The sequence below is a fragment of the Pseudomonas guangdongensis genome (genome assembly GCF_900105885.1).
GTDB classification, from domain to species: Bacteria; Pseudomonadota; Gammaproteobacteria; order Pseudomonadales; family Pseudomonadaceae; genus Geopseudomonas; species Geopseudomonas guangdongensis.
This window is the reverse complement of sequence record NZ_LT629780.1, coordinates 374,020-396,539: the sequence shown is the minus strand read 5'-3', so window position 1 is coordinate 396,539 and position 22,520 is coordinate 374,020. Positions and strand designations below refer to the sequence as shown.

At 68.4% G+C, this 22,520-nt stretch carries 23 protein-coding genes; 18 read left to right on the top strand and 5 right to left on the bottom strand.

The window, feature by feature from the left end:
• Window positions 1-2: 2 nt before the first annotated feature.
• From nhaD to BLU22_RS01970, 5 genes are all read right to left on the bottom strand, one after another.
• Window positions 3-1,364: a sodium:proton antiporter NhaD gene (gene nhaD / locus BLU22_RS01990; protein ID WP_090211734.1), complete on the bottom strand. Its 1,362-nt coding sequence runs from the start codon at window positions 1,362-1,364 to the stop codon at window positions 3-5.
• Window positions 1,365-1,452: 88 nt separating this feature from the next.
• Window positions 1,453-2,247, bottom strand: a complete 795-nt coding sequence (locus tag BLU22_RS01985) for an ABC transporter ATP-binding protein (protein ID WP_090211733.1) — start codon at window positions 2,245-2,247, stop codon at window positions 1,453-1,455.
• Between the two features lies 1 nt (window position 2,248).
• Complete coding sequence (locus BLU22_RS01980) at window positions 2,249-3,142, bottom strand: ABC transporter permease (RefSeq protein ID WP_090211731.1); 894 nt, start codon at window positions 3,140-3,142, stop codon at window positions 2,249-2,251.
• Window positions 3,143-3,247: 105 nt separating this feature from the next.
• Window positions 3,248-4,228, bottom strand: coding sequence for an ABC transporter substrate-binding protein (locus BLU22_RS01975; protein ID WP_090211730.1), 981 nt, complete (start codon window positions 4,226-4,228; stop codon window positions 3,248-3,250).
• 143 nt (window positions 4,229-4,371) lie between these two features.
• On the bottom strand, window positions 4,372-7,203 hold the full coding sequence (locus BLU22_RS01970) for a valine--tRNA ligase (protein ID WP_090211729.1): 2,832 nt from the start codon (window positions 7,201-7,203) through the stop codon (window positions 4,372-4,374).
• Between the two features lie 141 nt (window positions 7,204-7,344).
• On the opposite strand from BLU22_RS01970, the gene trmJ reads away from it, so the two are divergent.
• The 18 genes from trmJ (at window position 7,345) to bamB (ending at window position 22,466) form a co-directional block, all read left to right on the top strand.
• The gene (gene trmJ, locus BLU22_RS01965) at window positions 7,345-8,118 is read left to right on the top strand and encodes a tRNA (cytosine(32)/uridine(32)-2'-O)-methyltransferase TrmJ (protein ID WP_090211728.1); all 774 of its coding nucleotides are present in this window, start codon (window positions 7,345-7,347) and stop codon (window positions 8,116-8,118) included.
• Window positions 8,118-8,927 carry a serine O-acetyltransferase gene (gene cysE / locus BLU22_RS01960; RefSeq protein ID WP_090211727.1) on the top strand — a complete coding sequence of 270 codons (810 nt, stop codon included), beginning with the start codon at window positions 8,118-8,120 and terminating at the stop codon, window positions 8,925-8,927. The genes trmJ and cysE overlap by 1 nt, the downstream gene beginning before the upstream one ends.
• Window positions 8,928-9,069: 142 nt before the next feature.
• The gene (gene iscR / locus BLU22_RS01955; protein ID WP_090211725.1) at window positions 9,070-9,570 is read left to right on the top strand and encodes a Fe-S cluster assembly transcriptional regulator IscR; all 501 of its coding nucleotides are present in this window, start codon (window positions 9,070-9,072) and stop codon (window positions 9,568-9,570) included.
• Window positions 9,571-9,609: 39 nt separating this feature from the next.
• On the top strand, window positions 9,610-10,824 hold the full coding sequence (locus BLU22_RS01950; protein WP_090211723.1) for an IscS subfamily cysteine desulfurase: 1,215 nt from the start codon (window positions 9,610-9,612) through the stop codon (window positions 10,822-10,824).
• A gap of 28 nt (window positions 10,825-10,852) precedes the next feature.
• Window positions 10,853-11,239: a Fe-S cluster assembly scaffold IscU gene (gene iscU / locus BLU22_RS01945; protein WP_090211722.1), complete on the top strand. Its 387-nt coding sequence runs from the start codon at window positions 10,853-10,855 to the stop codon at window positions 11,237-11,239.
• An 11-nt stretch (window positions 11,240-11,250) separates the two neighbouring features.
• On the top strand, window positions 11,251-11,574 hold the full coding sequence (gene iscA, locus BLU22_RS01940) for an iron-sulfur cluster assembly protein IscA (RefSeq protein ID WP_090211721.1): 324 nt from the start codon (window positions 11,251-11,253) through the stop codon (window positions 11,572-11,574).
• An 8-nt stretch (window positions 11,575-11,582) separates the two neighbouring features.
• Window positions 11,583-12,101, top strand: a complete 519-nt coding sequence (gene hscB / locus BLU22_RS01935) for a co-chaperone HscB (protein ID WP_090211719.1) — start codon at window positions 11,583-11,585, stop codon at window positions 12,099-12,101.
• Between the two features lie 51 nt (window positions 12,102-12,152).
• Window positions 12,153-14,012, top strand: coding sequence for a Fe-S protein assembly chaperone HscA (hscA, locus tag BLU22_RS01930; protein WP_090211717.1), 1,860 nt, complete (start codon window positions 12,153-12,155; stop codon window positions 14,010-14,012).
• Between the two features lie 3 nt (window positions 14,013-14,015).
• Window positions 14,016-14,354, top strand: a complete 339-nt coding sequence (gene fdx, locus BLU22_RS01925) for an ISC system 2Fe-2S type ferredoxin (RefSeq protein ID WP_090211716.1) — start codon at window positions 14,016-14,018, stop codon at window positions 14,352-14,354.
• A 13-nt stretch (window positions 14,355-14,367) separates the two neighbouring features.
• A complete protein-coding gene (gene iscX, locus BLU22_RS01920) occupies window positions 14,368-14,568 on the top strand; it encodes a Fe-S cluster assembly protein IscX (protein WP_090211714.1) in 201 nt (66 codons plus the stop codon).
• A 235-nt stretch (window positions 14,569-14,803) separates the two neighbouring features.
• Window positions 14,804-15,235: a nucleoside-diphosphate kinase gene (gene ndk, locus BLU22_RS01915; protein WP_090211713.1), complete on the top strand. Its 432-nt coding sequence runs from the start codon at window positions 14,804-14,806 to the stop codon at window positions 15,233-15,235.
• Window positions 15,236-15,259: 24 nt separating this feature from the next.
• Window positions 15,260-16,408, top strand: coding sequence for a 23S rRNA (adenine(2503)-C(2))-methyltransferase RlmN (gene rlmN, locus BLU22_RS01910; protein WP_090211711.1), 1,149 nt, complete (start codon window positions 15,260-15,262; stop codon window positions 16,406-16,408).
• A 16-nt stretch (window positions 16,409-16,424) separates the two neighbouring features.
• Complete coding sequence (gene pilW / locus BLU22_RS01905) at window positions 16,425-17,186, top strand: type IV pilus biogenesis/stability protein PilW (RefSeq protein WP_090211709.1); 762 nt, start codon at window positions 16,425-16,427, stop codon at window positions 17,184-17,186.
• Window positions 17,183-18,238 (top strand): RodZ domain-containing protein, encoded by a 1,056-nt coding sequence (locus tag BLU22_RS01900; protein ID WP_090211707.1) that lies wholly within the window; start codon window positions 17,183-17,185, stop codon window positions 18,236-18,238. The genes pilW and BLU22_RS01900 overlap by 4 nt, the downstream gene beginning before the upstream one ends.
• Before the next feature lies 1 nt (window position 18,239).
• The gene (ispG, locus tag BLU22_RS01895) at window positions 18,240-19,349 is read left to right on the top strand and encodes a flavodoxin-dependent (E)-4-hydroxy-3-methylbut-2-enyl-diphosphate synthase (RefSeq protein WP_090211706.1); all 1,110 of its coding nucleotides are present in this window, start codon (window positions 18,240-18,242) and stop codon (window positions 19,347-19,349) included.
• Window positions 19,350-19,358: 9 nt separating this feature from the next.
• Window positions 19,359-20,648, top strand: a complete 1,290-nt coding sequence (gene hisS / locus BLU22_RS01890; RefSeq protein WP_090211704.1) for a histidine--tRNA ligase — start codon at window positions 19,359-19,361, stop codon at window positions 20,646-20,648.
• A gap of 28 nt (window positions 20,649-20,676) precedes the next feature.
• Window positions 20,677-21,327 (top strand): tetratricopeptide repeat protein, encoded by a 651-nt coding sequence (locus tag BLU22_RS01885; RefSeq protein ID WP_090211702.1) that lies wholly within the window; start codon window positions 20,677-20,679, stop codon window positions 21,325-21,327.
• Window positions 21,324-22,466, top strand: coding sequence for an outer membrane protein assembly factor BamB (bamB, locus tag BLU22_RS01880; RefSeq protein WP_197676761.1), 1,143 nt, complete (start codon window positions 21,324-21,326; stop codon window positions 22,464-22,466). The genes BLU22_RS01885 and bamB overlap by 4 nt, the downstream gene beginning before the upstream one ends.
• Window positions 22,467-22,520: the final 54 nt, after the last annotated feature.

The window sequence follows — 22,520 nt, the reverse complement described above, 5'->3', positions numbered from 1 at the left end:
CGTCAGTTGAGGGCCAGCAGGCCCAGGTAGGTGGCGGCGCCAGCGCTGTAGCCGAGCAGGGCCAGCAGGCTGACCCGCTTGAGGTACCAGATGAAGCCGATGCGCTCCATGCCCATCGCCGCGACGCCGGCCGCCGAGCCGATGATCAGGCTGCTGCCGCCGGTGCCGGCGCAGTAGGCGAGCATTTCCCAGAAGGTGCCGTCGGCGACGAAGTGGCCCAGCCAGGCCTGTTCGGCGGCGGGCGCGGCGGCCAGGGTCTGGGCGTCGACCAGCGGGTACATCTTCATCGCACCGGCCACCAGCGGCACGTTGTCGACCACCGCCGAGAGCAGGCCGATGGCGTAGTTGATCGCGTAGACGTTGCCGAAGCCGTCGCGCAGCGCGGTGGAGACCTGGGCCAGGTGGCCGGCGCTGGCCAGGCTGGAGACCGCCAGCAGGATGCCGAGGAAGAACAGCACGCTGGGCGTGTCGATGCGCCGCAGCACGCCGGCCACCGACAGCGGGTGCTTGTCCTCGGCGTGCTTGCCGCGGTGCAGCACGTCGGTGACCACCCAGAGCAGGCCGACGCCGAACAGGATGCCCATGTACGGCGGCAGGTGGGTGACGGTCTTGAACACCGGCACGAACAGCAGCGAGCCGAGGCCGAGGGCCAGCACCAGGTTGCGTTCGAAGTCGGTGATCCTGATCCGGCTTTCCTTGGCGTGGTGGGCGAGGGCGCGCGGGCGCGGCGCTTCGCCGCGCAGGGTGAAGCTGAGGATGGTCAGCGGCACCAGCAGGCACACCAGGCTGGGCAGGAACAGCCCGGCGATCACCCCCGGGGCGCTGATCTGGCTGCCGATCCACAGCATGGTGGTGGTCACGTCGCCGATCGGCGACCAGGCGCCGCCGGCGTTGGCGGCGATCACCACGACGCCGACGTACAGCCAGCGCTCGGGACGGCCGCGCACCAGCTTGCGCAGCAGCGAGACCATTACGATGGTGGTGGTCAGGTTGTCCAGCACCGCGGAGAGGAAGAAGGTCATCAGGCCGACGATCCACACCAGATGCACGCGCTTGCGCGTCTGGATGCGTCCGGTGATGGTGCGGAAGCCCTCGTGGGAGTCGACCAGCTCGACGATGGTCATGGCGCCGAGGAGGAAGAACAGGATCTCGGAAATCTCCCCCAGGTGATGGCGCAGTTCGCCGATCACCCCGTGGCCGCCGGCCGCGGCGGCCGGCAGGATGCTGCCTTCGCCGAGCACCAGCAGAGTCCAGCAGAGCACCGCGGTGAGCAGCGCGGCGGCGGCCTTGTCGATGCGCAGCGGGTGTTCGAGGGCGATGCACAGGTAACCGACGACGAAGATCAGGGCCATCCAGGCGTACATGGGGGCAATTCCAGTTGACAGGTGGGGGAGGGGAAGGCGGCCCGAGGGGTTGCCCCGGGCCGGCGGCGGGCGGGATGCACGCCGCGTTTCAGCCGAGCAGCAGGGCGTCGTCGGCGAGCTTCTCGCCGCGCACCTTCTCGAACATCGCCAGAAGGTCCGGCACGTCGAGCCCCTTGCGCTGCTCGCCGCTGACGTCGAGCACCACCTGGCCCTGGTGCAGCATCACCGTGCGGTCGCCGACGTCCAGCGCCTGGCGCATGCTGTGGGTGACCATCATGGTGGTCAGCCGCTTTTCGGCGACGATACGCGCGGTCAGTTGCAGGACGAAGTCGGCGGTGCGCGGATCGAGCGCCGCGGTGTGCTCGTCGAGCAGCAGGATGCGCGAGGGCTGCAGCGCCGCCATCAGCAGGCTGACCGCCTGGCGCTGGCCGCCGGAGAGCAGGCCGATGCGGTCGCCCAGGCGGTTCTCCAGGCCCAGGCCGAGGGTCGCCAGGCTGTCGCGGAAGGCCGCGCGCATCTCCTCGCGTACCGCCCGCGACAGGCCGCGGCGGCCGCCGCGCTGCTGCGCCAGGGCCATGTTCTCCTCGATGGTCAGGTCCTCGCAGGTGCCCGCCAGCGGGTCCTGGAAGACCCGCGCCACGCGCTCGGCGCGCGCCCACACCGGCAGGCGGGTGACCTCGTCGCCGTCGATGAGGATCTGCCCGCTGTCCACCGCCAGATCGCCGGACACCGCGTTGAGGAAGGTCGACTTGCCGGCGCCGTTGGTGCCGATCACGGTGACGAACTGGCCGCTGGGGATGTCCAGCGACAGCCCGCATAGCGCGCGGGTCTCGATCGGCGTGCCGGGGTTGAAGGTGATTTCCAGGTTGCGTGCGCTGAGCATCTCAGGCCCCCTTCTTCGGCGCGGACAGGCGTTTCTTCAGCAGCGGGATGACCAGCGCGAAGGTCACCAGCAGCGCGGTCACCAGGTTCAGGTCCTGGGCCTGCAGGCCGATGAAGTCGCTGTTCAGCGCCAGGGCGATGAAGAAGCGGTAGACGATGGCGCCGAGGATCACCGCCAGGGTGGCCAGCACCAGGCGACGCGACGGCAGGATGCTCTCGCCGACGATCACCGCGGCCAGGCCGATGACGATGGTACCGATGCCCATGGAAATGTCGGCGCCGCCCTGGGTCTGCGCGAACAGCGCGCCGGCCAGCGCCACCAGGGCGTTGGACAGGGCCATGCCGAGCAGGATCATCGCCCCGGTGTTGATGCCCTGGGCCCGTGCCATGCGCGGGTTGGAGCCGGTGGCGCGGATCGCCAGGCCCTTCTGGGTGGCGAAGAACCAGTCCAGGCCGAGCTTGGCGAGGACGACGATGCCGAGCAGCAGCAGCGGGCGCAGCACGTAGTCGCTCAGCCACTCCGGCTGCAGCACGGTGAACAGGGTCGGCTCGCTGATCAGCGGCACGTTGGGGCGGCCCATGATGCGCAGATTGATCGAGTAGAGGGCGATCATCATCAGGATGCTGGCCAGCAGGTCCATGATCTTCAGTCGCACGTTGAGCAGGCCGGTGACGGTGCCGGCCACGGCGCCGGCGGCGGTCGCCGCCAGGGTGGCGAAGAACGGATCGAAGCCGTTGGCGATCAGGATGGCGCAGACCGCGCCGCCGAGCGGGAAGCTGCCGTCCACGGTGAGGTCGGGGAAGCGCAGCAGACGGAAGGAGATGTACACGCCCAGGGCCACGAGGCTGAAGATCAGGCCGATCTCCAGGGCGCCGAACAGGGAAAACAGGGACATGGGGGATTTGCCGGTCAGGGTCGGAAGAGAACCGGAGCGGCCCCGGCCGCGCGCGGCGGGGCGGAGCCGCCGCGCGCAGGGGAGCGCTCGCTCCGGCCGCTGGGCTTACTGGATGATTTCGGCCGCCGAGTCGAGCAGCGCCTGGGAGAGGCTGACGCCCTGCTTGGCCGCGGCGCCCGGGTTGACGAACAGCTGCAGCTTGTCGCTGGTCTGCGGCTGGATGTCGCCCGGTTTCTCGCCGTTGAGGATGCGCACCACGATGCGCCCGGTCTGCTCGCCGAGCAGCCGGTAGTCGACGCCCAGGGCGGCGATGGCGCCGCGCTTGACGCTGTCGGTATCGGAGGCGATCAGCGGGATCTTGGCGTCGTTGCCGACCTTGACCAGCGCCTCGTAGGCCGACACCACGTTGTTGTCGGTGTTGGTGTAGATCGCGTCGACCTTGCCGACCAGGCTGCGCGCCGCCGAACCGACGTCCACCGAGCGCGGCGCCGAGGCTTCCACCAGGGTCATGCCGAGGGTCGGCAGCAGCTCCTTGAGGGCCTTGACCACCACCACCGAGTTAGCCTCGCCGGGGTTGTAGACGATGCCGATGCGCTTGGCCTCGGGGACGATCTGGCGGATCAGCTCGATCTGCTTGTCCAGCGCCAGCACGTCGGAGACGCCGGTGACGTTGGTGCCCGAGGCTTCCCAGCTCGGGGTGAGCTGCGCGCCGACCGGGTCGGTGACCGCGGTGAACACCACCGGCACGCTCTTGGTCGCGGCGACCAGTGCCTGGGCCGAGGGAGTGGCGATGCCGACGATAGCGTCGGGCTGGTCGCCGACGAACTTGCGGGCGATCTGCGCGGCGGTGCCGTTGTTGCCCTGGGCGCTCTGGTACTGCCACTTGAGGTTCTTGCCCGGCTCGTAGCCGGCCTGCTTGAGCGCATCGAGCACGCCGTCGCGGGCGGCGTCGAGGGCCGGGTGTTCGACGATGGCGGTGACCGCCACGGATTTCTCCTCGGCGGCGCTGGCGCCGAACGGAACACCGGCGGTCATGGCCAGGGCCAGACCGAGGGGCAGCCATTTCTTCTTCTGAGCCTGCAGCATGCGGCACTCTCCTGAATGATCTGTCGGCAGGTCGCCGCGGCGCGGCGACGTGGCGGAAACATCGCACGTTTTCCCGTCGTCGTCAGCAATTGTGCGGCGCCGACGGCAGCGCCCCGGCCAGGGGCCGGGGCGCGGTGCGGGGGTCAGAGCGCGGCGATGCGCGCGCGCTGCTCGGCCAGCTTGGCCAGCGCCTGCTCGGCCTCGGCCAGCTTGGCGCGCTCCTTGTCGAGCACCTCGGCCGGCGCCTTGGCGACGAAGCCCTCGTTGGCCAGCTTGCCGCCGACGCGCTTGACCTCGCCTTCCAGGCGCGCCAGCTCCTTGTCCAGGCGCGCCAGCTCGGCGTCCTTGTCGATCAGCCCGGCCATCGGCACCAGCACTTCCATCTCGCCGACCAGCGCAGTGGCGGCCAGCGGCGCTTCCTCGGAGGCGGCCAGCACGCGCACCGACTCCAGCTTGGCCAGCTTGGCGATCAGCGGCTCGAAGGCGGCCAGGCGGCGCTGGTCGGAGTCCGAGGCATTGGCCAGCACCACGTCGATGCGCTTGGCCATGGAGATCTTCATCTCGCCGCGGATCTGCCGCACGCCGAGCATGAAGTCCTTGACCCAGGCGATGTCGGCCTCGGCCGCCGCATCGATGCGCGCCTCATTGGCCACCGGCCAGGGCTGCAGCATCAGGGTCGGGCCTTCCTTGCCGGCCAGGGCCTTGATGCGCTGCCAGATCTCCTCGGTGATGAACGGCATGAACGGGTGGGCCAGGCGCAGGATGACTTCCAGCACGCGCACCAGGGTGCGGCGGGTGCCGCGCTGGCGCTCGACGGAAGCGGTTTCGTCCCACAGCACCGGCTTGACCAGCTCGAGGTACCAGGCGCAGTACTCGTCCCAGACGAACTCGTAGAGCGACTGGGCGGCGAGGTCGAAGCGGAACTGGTCGAGGTGGCGGGTGACGTCCTGCTCGCAGCGCTGCAGGGCGGAGATGATCCAGCGGTCCACCGGCGACAGCTCGACCGCCTCGTCGTCGGCGCCGCAGTCCTTGCCGTCGGTGTTCTCCAGCACGAAGTTGGTGGCGTTCCACAGCTTGTTGCAGAAGTTGCGGTAGCCCTCGACGCGGCCCATGTCGAACTTGACGTCGCGGCCGGTGGAGGCCAGCGAGCAGAAGGTGAAGCGCAGGGCGTCGGTGCCGTAGCTGGCGATGCCGTCGGGGAACTCGGCGCGGGTCTGCTTGGCGATCTTCTCGGCCAGCTTGGGCTGCATCATGCCGCTGGTGCGCTTGGCCACCAGGGTTTCCAGGTCGATGCCGTCGACGATGTCCAGCGGGTCGAGCACGTTGCCCTTGGACTTGGACATCTTGTGGCCCTGGCCGTCGCGCACCAGACCATGCACGTAGACGGTCTTGAACGGGATCTGCCCGGTCAGGTGCAGGCTCATCATGATCATCCGGGCGACCCAGAAGAAGATGATGTCGAAGCCGGTGACCAGCACGTCGGTGGGGTGGAAGGTCTTGAGGAAGTCGGTCTGCTCCGGCCAGCCGAGGGTGGAGAAGGTCCACAGGCCCGAGCTGAACCAGGTGTCCAGCACGTCGTCGTCCTGACGCAGGGCGATGTCGCCCAGGTTGTGCTTGGTGCGCACCTCGGCCTCGTCGCGGCCGACGTAGACGTTGCCGGCCTCGTCGTACCAGGCCGGAATGCGGTGGCCCCACCACAGCTGGCGGCTGATGCACCAGTCCTGGATGTCGCGCATCCAGCTGAAGTACATGTTCTCGTACTGCTTGGGCACGAACTGGATCGAGCCGTCCTCCACGGCGGCGATGGCCTTCTCGGCCAGCGGCTTGGTGGAGACGTACCACTGGTCGGTCAGCCACGGCTCGATCACGGTGCCGGAGCGGTCGCCCTTGGGCACTTTCAGCGCGTGGTCGTCGATCTTCTCGAGCAGGCCGAGGGCGTCGAAGGCGGCGACGATCTGCTTGCGCGCCTCGAAACGGTCCAATCCTGCGAACTGCGCCGGCAGGCTGGCGTCCAGCTCGCTGTTGACGCTGCCGTCGAGGTTGAACACCTGGGCTTTGGCGAGGATCGCCGCATCCTTGTCGAGGATGTTGATCAGCGGCAGGTTGTGGCGCTTGCCGACTTCGTAGTCGTTGAAGTCGTGGGCCGGGGTGATCTTCACGCAGCCGGTACCGAACTCGGGGTCGCAGTAGTCGTCGCCGATGATCGGGATGCGCCGGCCGACCAGCGGCAGCTCGACGAACTTGCCGATCAGCGCCTGGTAACGCTCGTCATTGGGGTTCACCGCCACGGCGCTGTCGCCGAGCATGGTTTCCGGGCGGGTGGTGGCGACGATCAGGTAGTCGAGGCCCTCGGCAGTCTTCTCTCCGTCGGCCAGCGGGTAGCGCAGGTTCCACAGCGAGCCCTTCTCGTCGTGGTTCTCCACTTCCAGATCGGAGATCGCCGTGTGCAGCTTGGTGTCCCAGTTGACCAGGCGCTTGCCGCGATAGATCAGGCCGTCCTCGTGCAGGCGCACGAAGGCTTCCTTGACCGCCTCGGAGAGGCCCTCGTCCATGGTGAAGCGCTCGCGCGACCAGTCCACCGAGGAGCCGAGGCGACGGATCTGCCGAGTGATGGTGCCGCCGGACTCTTCCTTCCACTCCCAGACCTTCTCCAGGAACCTCTCGCGGCCGAGGTCATGGCGCGACAGGTTCTGCGCGGCCAACTGGCGCTCCACCACCATTTGGGTGGCGATGCCGGCGTGGTCGGTACCCGGCTGCCACAGGGTGTTGCGGCCCTGCATGCGGCGGAAGCGGATCAGCGCGTCCATGATCGCGTTGTTGAAGCCGTGGCCCATGTGCAGGCTGCCGGTGACGTTCGGCGGCGGCAGGGCGATGGTGTAGGACTCGCCGGAGCCTTGCGGCGCGAAGTAGTTCTTCGCCTCCCACTCTGCGTACCAGCGGGATTCGATGTCGTGGGGTTGGTAGGTCTTGTCCATGCGCGGCGGGACCCTTGCGGCAGCTGATCGGAAAACGGCGCAGTATAACGAGGATGCCGCGCCGGGCGTAGGCCGGCATGGCGCGGTGCCCGGCGCTTGGGTAACATCGCGTTCCTTTTTTCCAGACTCGGGAGAGCGTGCGTGCTCGACAGGATTCGCGTGGTGCTGGTCAATACCAGCCATCCGGGCAACATCGGCGGGACGGCGCGGGCCATGAAGAACATGGGCCTGTCGAAACTGGTGCTGGTGCAGCCCGAGGAATTCCCCAGCGGCGAGGCCAATGCCCGGGCCTCCGGCGCCACCGACATCCTCGAGGCCGCCGTGGTGGTCGACAGTCTGGAAGCGGCGCTGGCCGGCTGCACCGTGGTGCTCGGCACCAGCGCCCGCGATCGGCGCATCCCCTGGCCGCTGCTCGATCCGCGCGAGTGCGCGCAGACCAGCCTGGAACATGCCGAGCTGGGCGGCGAGGTGGCGCTGGTGTTCGGCCGCGAGTACGCCGGGCTGACCAACGAGGAACTGCAGCGCTGCCAGTTCCACGTGCACATTCCGGCCAATCCCGAGTTCAGCTCGCTGAACCTGGCTACCGCCGTGCAGGTGCTGACCTACGAGGTGCGCATGGCCTGGCTGGCCCGTCAGGGGCAGCCGACCAAGATGGACAAGGTGGAAACCACCGCCATGCTCAATGCGGTGCCGGTCACCGCCGACGAGCTGGAGCTGTTCTACGGGCACCTCGAACAGACCCTGGTGCAGATCGGCTTCCTCGATCCGGAAAAGCCGCGCCACCTGATGAGCCGCCTGCGCCGCCTGTACGGCCGCAGCGGCATCAGCAAGCTGGAGATGAACATCCTGCGCGGTATCCTCACCGAAACCCAGAAGGCCGCCCGCGGCGAGCCCCACAAGCGGAGAGACCATTGATGTTCGAACGCATGCGCGAAGACATCCAGAGCGTGTTCCATCGCGACCCGGCGGCGCGCAACACCCTCGAGGTGCTGATCTGCTACCCGGGCCTGCACGCGGTCTGGCTGCACCGGCTCGCCCACTGTCTGTGGGGCGCCGACTGGAAGCTGCTGGCGCGGCTGGTGTCGCACCTCGGCCGCTGGCTGACCGGCATCGAGATCCATCCGGGGGCGAAGATCGGCCGGCGTTTCTTCATCGACCACGGCATGGGCATCGTCATCGGCGAGACCGCCGAGATCGGCGACGACGTGACCCTCTATCACGGCGTGACCCTCGGCGGCACCAGCTGGAACAAGGGCAAGCGCCACCCGACCCTGGCCGACGGGGTGATCGTCGGCGCCGGGGCGAAGATCCTCGGGCCGTTCACCGTCGGCGCCGGCGCCAAGGTCGGCTCCAACGCGGTGGTTACCAAGGAGGTGCCGCCGGGCGCCACCGTGGTGGGGATTCCCGGGCGGATCATCCTGCGCGGCGGCGAGACCGACGACGTCCAGGAAGCCAAGCGCAAGGCGATGGCCGAGAAGATCGGCTTCGACGCCTACGGGGTCAGCGAGGACATGCCCGACCCGGTGGCGCGCGCCATCGGCCAACTGCTCGACCACCTGCAGGCGGTCGACGGCCGCCTGGAAGGCATGTGCAAGGCGCTCACCGCGCTGGGCAGCGACTACTGCGCCAAGGACCTGCCGAGCCTGCGCAGCGAGGACTTCGCCGCGGTGCAGGGCGAGGCGCGCGGCGCGGCGGCCGACCCGGATGCCGCGAAGGGGTCGTGATGCGCCGGGCGCGGGCGATCTGTTACCATCGCCCGCCGCCGGTGCCGGCATAATCCCAGCGCGCTGCTCGGTCTTATAGTTGACTGTTTTGATCGGGAATAGCATACTTCCGGCACTTTCCGAATCATCGTGGTGCAAGCTCATGCGACTGACCACCAAGGGCCGCTACGCCGTGACGGCCATGCTCGACCTTGCGCTGCATGCGCAGGAGGGGCCGGTGTCCCTTGCCGACATTTCCGAGCGGCAGGGCATTTCCCTGTCCTACCTTGAGCAGCTGTTCGCCAAGCTGCGCCGTGGCAGCCTGGTCACCAGCGTGCGCGGCCCCGGCGGCGGCTACCAGTTGTCGCGCGACATGGCCAGCATCGACGTGGCGCAGGTCATCGACGCGGTCAACGAGTCGGTGGACGCCACCCGCTGCAGCGGCCTGGGCGGCTGCCACGAAGGCGACACCTGCCTGACCCACCACCTGTGGTGCGGTCTGAGCGACCGGATTCACGAGTTCCTCAGCGGCATCAGCCTGGCCGACCTGGTACAGCGCCAGGATGTCCAGGATGTCGCCCAGCGCCAGAACCTGCGCCGCCTGAACGGCAAGGATGCATCGACCCCTGCGCTCGAAAAGATAGAAGCGTCCGCCATCGACTGACCGAATGCCGCGGACCGCCAGCCTGACAGGAGAGACCTGATGAAATTGCCGATCTACCTCGATTATTCCGCGACCACGCCGGCCGACCCGCGCGTGGCGCAGAAGATGTGCGAGTGCCTGACGATGGACGGGAACTTCGGCAACCCGGCATCGCGCTCCCACCTGTTCGGCTGGAAGGCCGAAGAGGCGGTGGAAAACGCCCGCCGCCAGGTGGCCGAGCTGGTCAACGCCGACCCGCGCGAGATCGTCTGGACCTCCGGCGCCACCGAATCCAACAACCTGGCGATCAAGGGTGCCGCGCACTTCTATAGCGGCAAGGGCAAGCACCTGATCACCTCGAAGATCGAGCACAAGGCGGTGCTGGACACCACCCGCCAGCTGGAGCGCGAAGGCTTCGAGGTCACCTACCTGGAGCCCGGCGAGGACGGCATCATCACCCCGGCGATGGTCGAGGCGGCGCTGCGCGAGGACACCATCCTGGTGTCGATCATGCACGTCAACAACGAGATCGGCACCATCAACGACATCGCAGCCATCGGCGAGCTGACCCGCGCCCGCGGCATCCTGTTCCATGTCGACGCGGCGCAGTCCACCGGCAAGGTGGCGATCGATCTGGACGCGCTGAAGGTCGACCTGATGTCCTTCTCCGCGCACAAGACCTACGGTCCCAAGGGCATCGGCGCGCTCTACGTGCAGCGCAAGCCGCGCGTGCGCATCGAGGCGCAGATGCACGGCGGCGGCCACGAGCGCGGCATGCGCTCGGGCACCCTGGCCACCCACCAGATTGTCGGCATGGGCGAAGCGTTCCGCATCGCCAAGGAAGAGATGGCCGTCGAGAGCGTGCGCATCAAGGCGCTGGCCGAGCGTTTCCTGGCCCAGCTCGAAGGCATGGAAGAGGTGTACCTCAACGGCAGCCGCGAGCAGCGCGTGCCGCACAACCTCAACCTCAGCTTCAACTACGTCGAGGGCGAGTCGCTGATCATGGCGCTCAAGGATCTAGCCGTCTCCTCCGGCTCGGCCTGCACCTCGGCGTCCCTGGAACCGTCCTACGTGCTGCGCGCCCTGGGCCGCAACGACGAACTGGCGCACAGCTCGATCCGCTTCACCTTCGGCCGCTTCAGCACCGAGGAAGAGGTCGACTACGCCGCCGCCAAGGTGCGCGAAGCCGTGACCAAACTGCGCGAACTGTCGCCGCTGTGGGACATGTTCAAAGAAGGCGTCGACCTCTCCAAGGTCGAGTGGCAGGCGCACTGACGCCCAAGATTCAGCGAGGAATACCGCCATGGCATACAGCGACAAGGTCATCGACCACTACGAAAACCCGCGCAACGTCGGCAAGCTCGACGCCGAAGACCCCAACGTCGGCACCGGCATGGTCGGCGCGCCGGCCTGCGGCGACGTGATGCGCCTGCAGATCAAGGTCAACGAGGCGGGCGTCATCGAAGACGCCAAGTTCAAGACCTACGGCTGCGGCTCGGCGATCGCCTCCAGCTCCCTGGCCACCGAGTGGATGAAGGGCAAGACCCTGGACGAGGCCGAGACCATCAAGAACACCCAGCTGGCCGAGGAGCTGGCCCTGCCGCCGGTGAAGATCCACTGCTCGGTGCTCGCCGAGGACGCCATCAAGGCGGCCGTGCGCGACTACAAGCAGAAGAAAGGCTTGCTCTGAGGAAAACGCCCATGGCCATCAGCATGACCGAAGCCGCCGCACAACACGTTCGTCGCTCGCTGGAAGGGCGCGGCAAGGGTGAGGGCATCCGTCTCGGAGTGCGCACCACCGGCTGCTCCGGTCTGGCCTATGTGCTGGAGTTCGTCGACGAGCAGGCCGCCGAGGACCTGGTGTTCGAGAACTTCGGGGTCAAGGTGTTCATCGACCCGAAGAGCCTCGCCTACCTGGACGGCACCGAACTGGACTTCACCCGCGAGGGGCTGAACGAAGGCTTCAAGTTCAACAACCCCAACGTGCGCGGCGAGTGCGGCTGCGGCGAAAGCTTCAACGTTTGAGGCCCGCCGTGAGCACCTGCCACTTCGCCCTGTTCGACCTGCAGCCGGGCTTCGCCATCGACCTGGCGCAGCTCGCCGAGCGCTATCGCCAGCTGGCCCGCGAAACCCATCCGGACCGCTTCGCCGATGCGCCGGCCGCCGAGCAGCGCCAGGCCCTGGCGCGCGCCGCCCAGCTCAACGACGCCTACCAGACGCTGAAGAGCCCGAGCCGCCGCGCTCATTACCTGCTCGGCCTGCGCGGCGAGAGCCTGCCGCTGGAGGCCACGGTGCAGGACCCCGAGTTCCTGCTGCGCCAGATGATGCTGCGCGAGGAGCTGGAAGAGCTGCAGGACAGCGCCGATCTGGACGGGGTGGCCGCCTTCAAGCGCCGCCTGAAGCAGGCCCAGGGCGCGCTGGAAAGCGAGTTCGCCGCCTGCTGGGACGTGCCCGCCGAGCGCGAGCAGGCCGAGCGGCTGATGCGCCGCATGCAGTTCCTCGACAAGCTGGCCCGAGAGGCGCGCGAACTGGAAGAGCGCCTCGACGATTAACCCGCGTGGCCCCTGCCTGGCGGCGGGGCGGCGCCCGATACCGCGAAGACCATGGCCCTACTGCAGATTGCCGAACCGGGACAGAGCCCCCAGCCGCACCAGCGTCGTCTGGCGGTGGGGATCGATCTCGGCACCACCAATTCCCTGGTCGCTGCCGTGCGCAGTGCCCGTGCCGAGCCGCTGCCGGACGCCCAGGGGCGGGTCATCCTGCCCTCGGCGGTGCGCTACCTGGAGAACGGCATCGACGTCGGTCACGCCGTGGTCGCTGCGGCCGCCGGCGATCCGCTGAACAGCATCATCTCGGTCAAGCGCCTGATGGGTCGCGGTCTGGCCGACGTCAAGCAACTGGGCGAGCAGCTGCCCTACCGCTTCGTCGCCGGCGACTCGCAGATGCCGTTCATCGACACCGTGCAGGGGCCGAAGAGTCCGGTGGAGATTTCCGCGGAGATCCTCCGCGTGCTGCGCGAGCGCGGCGAGGCGACCCTCGGCGGCGAGCTGGTCGGCGCGGTGATCACCGTGCCCGCCTATTTCGACGACGCCCAGCGCCAGGCCACCAAGGACGCCGCGCGTCTGGCCGGCCTCAACGTGCTGCGCCTGCTCAACGAGCCGACCGCCGCGGCGGTGGCCTACGGCCTGGACAAGGGCACCGAAGGCGTGATCGCGGTCTACGACCTGGGCGGCGGCACCTTCGACATTTCCATCCTGCGCCTGACCCGCGGCGTGTTCGAGGTGCTGGCCACCGGCGGCGACAGCGCCCTCGGCGGCGACGACTTCGACCATGCCATCGCCGGCTGGATCATCGAGCAGGCAGGCATCTCCGCCGATCTCGATCCGGGCACCCAGCGCCAGCTGCTGCAGAGCGCCTGCGCCGCCAAGGAGGCGCTGACCGGCGCCGAGCGGGTCGGCGTCAGTCACGGCGTCTGGTCCGGCGAGCTGAGCCGCGCGCAGTTCGACGCGCTGATCGAGCCGATGGTGGCGCGCAGCCTCAAGGCCTGCCGCCGCGCCGTGCGCGACGCCGACATCGAACTGGACGAGGTCGAGGCCGTGGTCATGGTCGGCGGCTCGACCCGCGTGCCGCGGGTGCGCGAGGCGGTCGGCGAGCTGTTCGGCCGCACGCCGCTGACCGACATCGACCCCGACCAGGTGGTGGCCATCGGCGCCGCCATCCAGGCCGATACCCTGGCCGGCAACAAGCAGGGCGAGGAACTGCTGCTGCTCGACGTCATTCCGCTGTCGCTGGGTCTGGAAACCATGGGCGGGCTGATGGAGAAGGTTATCCCGCGCAACACCACCATCCCGGTGGCCCGTGCCCAGGACTTCACCACCTACAAGGACGGCCAGACGGCGATGATGATCCATGTCCTGCAGGGCGAGCGCGAACTGGTCAGCGACTGCCGCTCGCTGGCGCGCTTCGAGCTGCGCGGGATTCCGCCGATGGTCGCCGGCGCGGCGAAGATCCGCGTGACCTTCCAGGTCGATGCCGACGGCCTGCTCGGCGTCACCGCCCGCGAGCAGGGTTCGGGGGTGGAGGCGAGCATCCAGGTCAAGCCATCCTACGGCCTGAGCGACGAGGAGATCGCCCGCATGCTGCAGGACTCCTTCGCCCATGCCGGCGACGACAAGCATGCCCGCGCCCTGCGCGAGCAGCAGGTCGAGGCCCAGCGCCTGCTCGAAGCGGTGCAGGCGGCGCTGGCGGTCGACGGCGAGCGCCTGCTCGACGCCGACGAGCGCCTGGTCATCGACCACGAGATGCAAACCCTGCGCGAGCGGGCGGCCGGCGGCGATACCGTGGCCATCGAGCAGCAGGTGCGTCGCCTGTCCCAGGTCACCGACGCCTTTGCCGCGCGGCGCATGAACGACAGCGTCAAGGCCGCCCTGGCCGGACGCCAGCTCAACGAAATCGAGGAATAAGCCATGCCGCAGATCGTCTTTCTGCCCAATGCCGAGCATTGCCCGGAGGGCGCGGTGGTCGAGGCCAATACCGGTGAAACCATCATCGAGGCCGCGCTGCGCAACGATATCGACATCGTCCACGCCTGCGAGATGTCCTGCGCCTGCACCACCTGCCATGTGATCGTGCGCGAGGGCTTCAATTCGCTGGAGCCTTCCGACGAGCTGGAGGACGACATGCTCGACAAGGCCTGGGGTCTGGAGCCGGAGTCGCGGCTGTCCTGCCAGGCGCGGGTCGGCCAGCAGGATCTGGTGGTGGAGATTCCCAGGTACACCATCAACCAGGTCAACGAGAGCCACTGAGCCGGAGCCGCCCATGAGCCTGAAATGGACCGATGTGCTGGAGATCGCCATCCAGCTGGCCGACAGCAAGCCGGACGTCGATCCGCGCTACGTCAACTTCGTCGACCTGCATCGCTGGGTGGTGGAGCTGCCGGAGTTCGCCGACGACCCGCAGCGCAGCGGCGAGAAGGTGCTGGAGGCCATCCAGGCCGCCTGGATCGAAGAGGCCGAGTAAGGCCCGGCGCCGTTCCCCGCCCTGCCGTTGCGCGGGCGCTAGAAACGCCTCGCGACGCCTTCGTGCGCCGTGCCCCGGGCGCAGTCCGCGCCGCCCGGCGCGGCGGTACGCATTTCACTGCAACCTGCGTATAATTCGCGCGTTTCATCTATCGGACTTCCTGTGCGCTGCCTCGCCTGCCGATGGCGGCGCGCTCCCGGTTACCCCGTCAACCCCACCTTTTCGGAGCTATTCCATGGCCCTGCAACGCACCTTCTCCATCATCAAGCCCGACGCCGTTGCCAAGAACGTGATCGGCGAAATCACCACCCGTTTCGAGAAGGCCGGCCTGCGCGTCGTCGCTTCCAAGATGGTCCAGCTGTCCGAGCGCGAAGCCGCCGGCTTCTACGCCGAGCACAGCGAGCGCGGCTTCTTCAAGGATCTGGTCGCCTTCATGACCTCCGGCCCGGTCATCGTTCAGGTGCTGGAAGGCGAAGACGCCGTGCTGAAGAACCGCGAGCTGATGGGCGCCACCAACCCGAAGGAAGCCGCTGCCGGCACCATCCGCGCCGACTTCGCCGTCTCCATCGACGAGAACGCCGTGCACGGTTCGGATTCCGAGGCCTCCGCTGCCCGCGAGATCGCCTACTTCTTCTCCGCTACCGAGCTGTGCAACCGCATCCGCTAAGCGGCCTGCGGTGAGGGTGAATCCATGACTGAAACGACCGGCAAAGTGAACCTGCTGGGGCTGACCCAGCCGCAGCTGGAACAGTTCTTCGAGTCCATCGGCGAGAAGCGCTTCCGGGCCGGCCAGGTGATGAAATGGATTCACCACTTTGGCGCCGACGACTTCGACGCCATGACCAATCTCGGCAAGGCCCTGCGCGAAAAGCTCAAGGGCTGCGCCGAGATCCGCGGTCCCGAGATCGTCAGCCAGGACATCTCCAGCGACGGCACCCGCAAGTGGGTGGTGCGCGTGGCGTCCGGCAGCTGCGTCGAGACCGTGTACATCCCGGTCGACGGGCGCGGCACCCTGTGCGTGTCCTCCCAGGCCGGCTGCTCGCTGGACTGCAGCTTCTGCTCCACCGGCAAGCAGGGCTTCAACAGCGACCTGACCGCCGCCGAGATCATCGGCCAGGTGTGGATCGCCAACAAATCCTTCGGCACCGTGCCGGCGAAGATCGATCGCGCCATCACCAACGTGGTGATGATGGGCATGGGCGAGCCGCTGCTGAATTTCGACAACGTGGTCGCCGCCATGAACATCATGATGGACGACCTCGGCTACGGCATTTCCAAGCGCAAGGTGACCCTGTCCACCTCGGGCGTCGCGCCGATGATCGACGAGCTGGCCAAGGTGATCGACGTGTCCCTGGCGCTGTCGCTGCACGCGCCTAACGACGAGTTGCGCAACCAGCTGGTGCCGATCAACAAGAAGTATCCGCTGGCCGTGGTGCTGGATGCCTGCAAGCGCTACATCTCGGGTCTTGGCGAGAAGCGCGTGCTGACCGTCGAGTACACCCTGCTCAAGGACGTCAACGACCAGCCCGAGCATGCGGCGCAGATCATCGAGCTGCTGCGCAACCTGCCGTGCAAGATCAACCTGATTCCGTTCAACCCGTTCCCGCATTCTGGCTACGAGCGGCCGAGCAACAACGCCATCCGCCGTTTCCAGGATCTGCTCCATCACGGCGGCTTCAACGTCACCGTGCGCACCACCCGCGGCGAGGATATCGATGCCGCCTGCGGCCAGCTGGTCGGCCAGGTGATGGACCGCACCCGGCGCAGCGAGCGCTACATCGCCCTGCGTCAGCTGGACGACGACGGCGAGCAGTCCCCCGTGGCCAGCGCCCGCCCCTGAGACAGAAGGACCTGTAATGATGCTGCGTAGTGCGATCTTCCTGTTGTTCGGCGCAGTGCTCGGCGGTTGCGTCGCCAGCGGTCCGCGAGACCCGCTGGCCACCGCCGAGGGGCGCGATGCCGCCCGCGCCGCCTATGTGCAGCTGGGGATCGGCTACCTGCAGCAGGGCAGCACCGAGCAGGCCAAGGTGCCGCTCAAGCGCGCCCTGGCGCTGAACGGCAACGACGCCGATGCGCACGCCGCGCTGGCCCTGGTGTTCCAGAGCGAAATGGAGCCGGAGCTGGCCGACCAGCATTACCGCAAGGCGCTGGCGGCGCGCAGCGAGGCACGCATCCTCAACAACTACGGCAGTTTCCTCTACGAGCAGCGGCGCTACGAAGACGCCTACCAGCGCTTCCAGCAGGCCGCTGCCGATCACCTCTACCCGGAACGGTCCCGAGTCTACGAAAACCTCGGACTGACCGCCCTTCAGCTGGGCCGGCGCGCCCAGGCGCGCGAACACTTCCAGCGCTCCCTGCGGCTGAACCGCAACCAGCCGCGCGTGCTGCTGGAAATGGCAGCGCTGTCTTTCGAAGATCGCCACTATGTGCCCGCACGCGGTTACTATGAGCGCTTCGTCGGCCTCAAGGGCCTCCAGGATGCCCGCAGCCTGCTGCTTGGCGCGCGCCTGGCGAAGGTCTTCGAGGACCGCGCGGGCGCTGCCGCCTACGGCACCCAGCTGAGCCGGCTGTATCCGGGTTCCCCTGAATATCAGCAATACCTCGCGGAGCAACAATGAGCATGTCGCACACCGAAGCAGCCGCAGCGCAGCCGCAGGGCAACCCCGGCGAAATCCTGCGTCTGGCTCGGGAGGAACGGGGCTGGCAACTGGCCGAGGTGGCCGCCCAGCTCAACCTGACCAGTCATTCCCTGTCCCAGCTGGAGGCCGGCGCCTTCGAGCGCCTGCCGGGGCACACCTTCGCCCGCGGCTACATCCGCGCCTACGCCAAGCTGCTCGGCCTCGATCCGGCTGCGCTGGTCGAGGCCTTCGACCGCCACACCGGCACCAGCAGCGCCGCCGGCAGCCAGGTGCAGAGCCTCGGCCGGGTGGTCGAGCCGCGCCGCCTGTCGCGCACCCTGCTGCGCCTGGCCAGCGCCGCGCTGCTGGCCCTGCTGGTGCTGCTCGGCTACTTCTGGTGGCAGGAGCGCCCGGAGCGGCTGAGCGAGTTGGGCATGTTCGGCCTGCAGCACATCGAGGTGGACAGCGCCGACGGCACCACGCAGCTGCACCCGGTCGAGGAGCCCGAGGATCAGGCCGTCGCGGCGGCCCAGGCGCCGGCTCCGGTTGCGCTCGAGCCGGTGGAGTCCGCCCCTGCCTCGGCAGACGCCGGCATCGCGGTGGTCGAGGCGCCCGTAGTCCCGGCCCCGGCCGGCGAGCCTGCGCAACCGCAACCGCAACCGCAACCGCAACCGCCTGCGGCGGCCGATGCCGCCGTGCAGCCGGCCAGTGCCGTACCTGTAGAGACCGGCACCACCGGCACCACCGGCACCGCAGTGCCGGTCGCCGAGCCGGTGGCACCGGCCGCTCCGGCCGTGGCCCCCGGCCAGGGCCTGGTGCAGCTCGGTTTCAGCGCCGACTGCTGGGTGCAGGTGAGCGAGGCGGGCGGCCGCGTGCTGATCAGCACCGTCAAGCGCAAGGGTGAAAGCCTCGAGATCGCCGGCAAGGCTCCGCTGGAGCTGCGCCTGGGCAACGCCCGCGGCGCCACCGAGGTGCGCTACAACGGCGTCCCGGTCGAGCACCTGAAGAACCTCACCGCCAGCGGCACCGCCCGCATCAACCTGGGCCAGTAACATGCACTGCCATTCTCCGATTGTGCGCCGCAAGTCGCGGCAGATCCGCGTCGGCTCGGTGCTGGTCGGCGGCGATGCGCCGATCTCGGTGCAGAGCATGACCAACACCGACACCTGCGACGTGGCCGCCACCGTGGCGCAGATCCGCCGCTTGGAAGACGCCGGCGCCGACATCGTGCGCGTTTCGGTGCCGGACATGGACGCCGCCGAAGCCTTCGGCCGTATCAAGCAGCAGGTCCGCGTGCCGCTGGTCGCCGACATCCACTTCGACTACAAGATCGCCCTGCGCGTCGCCGAGCTGGGCGTCGACTGCCTGCGTATCAACCCGGGCAACATCGGCCGCGAGGATCGCGTGCGCGCGGTGGTCGACTGCGCCCGCGACAAGGGCATCCCGATCCGCATCGGCGTCAACGCCGGTTCGCTGGAGAAGGACCTGCAGAAGAAGTACGGCGAGCCGACCCCCGAGGCGCTGGTCGAATCCGCGCTGCGCCACGTCGAGCACCTCGACCGCCTGGACTTCCAGGAGTACAAGGTCAGCGTCAAGGCTTCCGACGTGTTCATGGCGGTCGCCGCCTACCGCCTGCTCGCCGGGCAGATCGAGCAGCCGCTGCACCTGGGGATCACCGAAGCCGGCGGCCTGCGCTCGGGCACCGTGAAATCCGCGGTGGGTCTGGGCATGCTGCTGGCCGAGGGCATCGGCGACACCATCCGCGTGTCGCTGGCCGCCGATCCGGTCGAGGAGATCAAGGTCGGCTTCGACATCCTCAAGTCGCTGCGCCTGCGCTCGCGCGGCATCAACTTCATCGCCTGCCCGAGCTGTTCGCGGCAGAACTTCGACGTGGTCAAGACCATGAACGAGCTGGAAGGCCGCGTCGAAGACCTGCTGGTGCCGATGGACGTGGCGGTGATCGGCTGCGTGGTCAACGGTCCGGGCGAAGCCAAGGAGGCCCACGTCGGCCTCACCGGCGGCACCCCGAACCTGGTCTACATCGACGGCAAGCCGGCGCACAAACTGGACAACGACAACCTGGTGGACGAGCTGGAAAAGCTGATCCGCCGGAAAGCGGCAGAGAAGGCCGAGGCCGATGCCCGCCTGATCGCCCGCAGTTAAGGAATTTTCGTGAGCAAGAACATCCAGGCCATCCGTGGCATGAACGACATCCTGCCGGAGCAGACCCCGCTCTGGCGTTACCTGGAAGACAGCGTCGCCGGTCTGCTCGACGGCTACGGTTACCGGCAGATCCGCATGCCGGTCGTCGAGTTCACCGACCTGTTCAAGCGCTCCATCGGCGAGGTCACCGACATCGTCGAGAAGGAGATGTACACCTTCGCCGACCGCAACGGCGACTCGCTGACCCTGCGCCCGGAAGGCACCGCCTCCTGCGTGCGTGCGGTGCAGGAGCACGGACTGATCGGCGGCGGCCAGCCGCAGAAGCTGTGGTACATCGGCCCGATGTTCCGCCACGAGCGCCCGCAGAAGGGCCGCTACCGCCAGTTCCACCAGATCGGCGTGGAGCTGTTCAACTTCGATGGCCCGGACGTCGACGCCGAGCTGATCGTGCTGACCTGGCGCCTGTGGGGCATCCTCGGTATCCGCGACGCGGTGCAGCTGGAACTCAACAGCCTGGGCAGCAGCGACGACCGCGCGCGCTACCGCGAGGCGCTGGTCGAGTACCTGTCGGCGCGCTTCGAGCAGCTCGACGAGGACAGCCAGCGCCGCCTGAGCAGCAACCCGCTGCGCATCCTCGACAGCAAGAACCCCGATACCCAGGCGCTGCTGGTCGACGCGCCCAAGCTGGCCGACTACCTATCCGAAGAGTCGCGCGTGCACTTCGCGGGTCTGAAGGCGCGTCTGGATGCCGCCCACATCCCCTACGTGCTCAATCCCAAGCTGGTGCGCGGTCTCGACTACTACGGCAAGACCGTGTTCGAGTGGACCACCGACAAGCTCGGCGCCCAGGGCACCGTGTGCGCCGGCGGCCGCTACGACGGCCTGGTCGAGCAGCTCGGCGGCAAGCCGACCCCGGCGGTGGGATTCGCCATGGGCGTCGAGCGCCTGGTACTGCTGATCGAGACCCTCAACAAGGTGCCGGCCGAGCTGGCCCGCCAGGTCGATGTCTACCTGGCCGCCTTCGGCGAGGCCGCCGAACTGGCCGCTGTGCAGCTCTCCGAGCAGCTGCGCGACGCCGTACCGGGCCTGCGCCTGGTGGTCAACGCCGGCGCCGGCAGCTTCAAGAGCCAGTTGAAGAAGGCCGACAAGAGCGGCGCGCTGTTCGCGCTGATCCTCGGCGAGGACGAATTGAATCGGCAGGTGGTCGGCGTCAAGCCGCTGCGCGGTGACGCCGAGCAGCAGACCGTCGCCTGGGATGCGCTGAGCGCGCATCTCGCCGCTTGCCTGGCGCAAGCCTGAATCTGAACAGAGCTAGGGAGTGACCGGGGTGACCTCGCGTACCGAAGAAGAAGAACTGGCAGCGATCAAGGAGTGGTGGCAGCGCAACGGCAAGCCGCTGCTGGCCGGCGGCGCCCTGGCGCTGGCCGGGGTGCTCGGCTGGCAGCTCTGGCAGGATCGTCAGATCAACCAGAGCCAGGCCGCCTCGGCGCTCTACCAGCAACTGGTGGACATCAGCCTGAACGGCGCCGGCGAACCGGATGCGGCCAAGGTCAGCGAGCTGACCGGCAGGCTGAACAAGGATTTCGCCGGCAGCCACTACGCCCAGTACGCCAGCCTGCTGCTGGCGCGCGTGGCGGTGGACAGCGGGCGCCTCGACGAGGCCGCCGCCGAGCTGCGCAAGGTGATGGATGCGCCGGCCGACGCCACCCTCGGCGAAGTGTCGCGCCAGCGGCTGGCCCGCGTGCTGTCCGCCCAGGACAAGACCGAGGAAGGACTGGCCCTGCTGGCCGGCGAGGCGGCTGCCGTCTTCGTCGCCAGTCGCGAGGAGCTGCGCGGCGACCTGCTGGTCAAGCTGGGCCGCAATGCCGAGGCGCGCGCCGCCTACCAGAAGGCGCGTGCGGCGCAGCCCCAGGAAGCGGGCCTCGGCACGCTGCAAATCAAGCTGGACGACCTGGCCGACGGAGAAGCCCAACAATGATGCGCTGGACTCATGCGGTAATGCTGGCGGCGGCGGTGCTCGCCGTCGGTTGCAGCAGCAATTCGACCAAGGAACTGCCACCGGCCGAACTGACCAAGTTCAGCGAGGAAGTGCGCCTGGACAAGCAGTGGAGCCGCTCGGTCGGCACCGGTCAGGGCGAGACCTGGAACCAGCTGGAGCTGGCCAGCGAAGGCGACAGCCTGTTCGCCGCGGACATCGAGGGCCTGGTGCTGGCGATGAATCGCGAAACCGGCAAGGTGCTGTGGAAGCAGGAACTCGACCTGCCGGTATCTGGCGGTGTCGGCGCCGGCTACGGTCTGGTGCTGCTCGGCACGCTCAAGGGCGAGGTGATCGCCCTCGACAGCAGCAGCGGCGAAGAGAAGTGGCGCGCGCGGGTCGGCGGCGAAGTGCTGTCGGCACCGGCCAGCAACGGCAACGTGGTGGTGGTGCAGACCCAGGACGACCGTCTGATCGGCCTGGACGCCTACGACGGTCGCCAGCTGTGGCGCTACGACAGCACTCCCGCAGTGCTGACCCTGCGCGGCACCGGCTCGCCGGTGGTGACCAACCGCCTGGCGGTGGCCGGCCTGTCCAGCGGCAAGGTGATCGCCGTGGACGTCGAGCGCGGCATCCCGGTCTGGGAGCAGCGCGTGGCGGTGCCCAAGGGTCGCTCCGAACTGGAGCGCATCGTCGACATCGACGGCGGTCTGCTGCTGTCCGGCGGCACCCTCTACGTGGTGACCTACCAGGGCCAGCTGGCCGCGCTGGACCTGCAGAGCGGCCGGCCGCTGTGGCAGCGCCAGGCGTCCAGCTACGTCGGCGTCGCCGCCGGCTTCGGCAACATCTACCTGAGCCAGGCCAGCGGCAGCGTCGAAGGCATCGACGAGCGCTCGACTTCGGCGCTGTGGAGCAACGACGCCCTGGCGCGCCGCCAGCTGAGCAGCCCGGCAGTGTTCTCCAGCAACGTCGCGGTGGGCGATCTGGAAGGCTACCTGCACCTGCTCAGCCAGGTGGACGGTCGCTTCGTCGGTCGCGTGCGGGTCGACAGCGACGGCCTGCGCGCCCGCCCGCTGGTGGTCGGCGACTGGCTGTACGCCTACGGCAACAGCGGCAAGCTGGTGGCCTATACCCTGCGCTGAGGCGCGTTCCGGCGCCGGCCCGCGGGACGCGGCCTGACGCCGGGCGTACTGCCG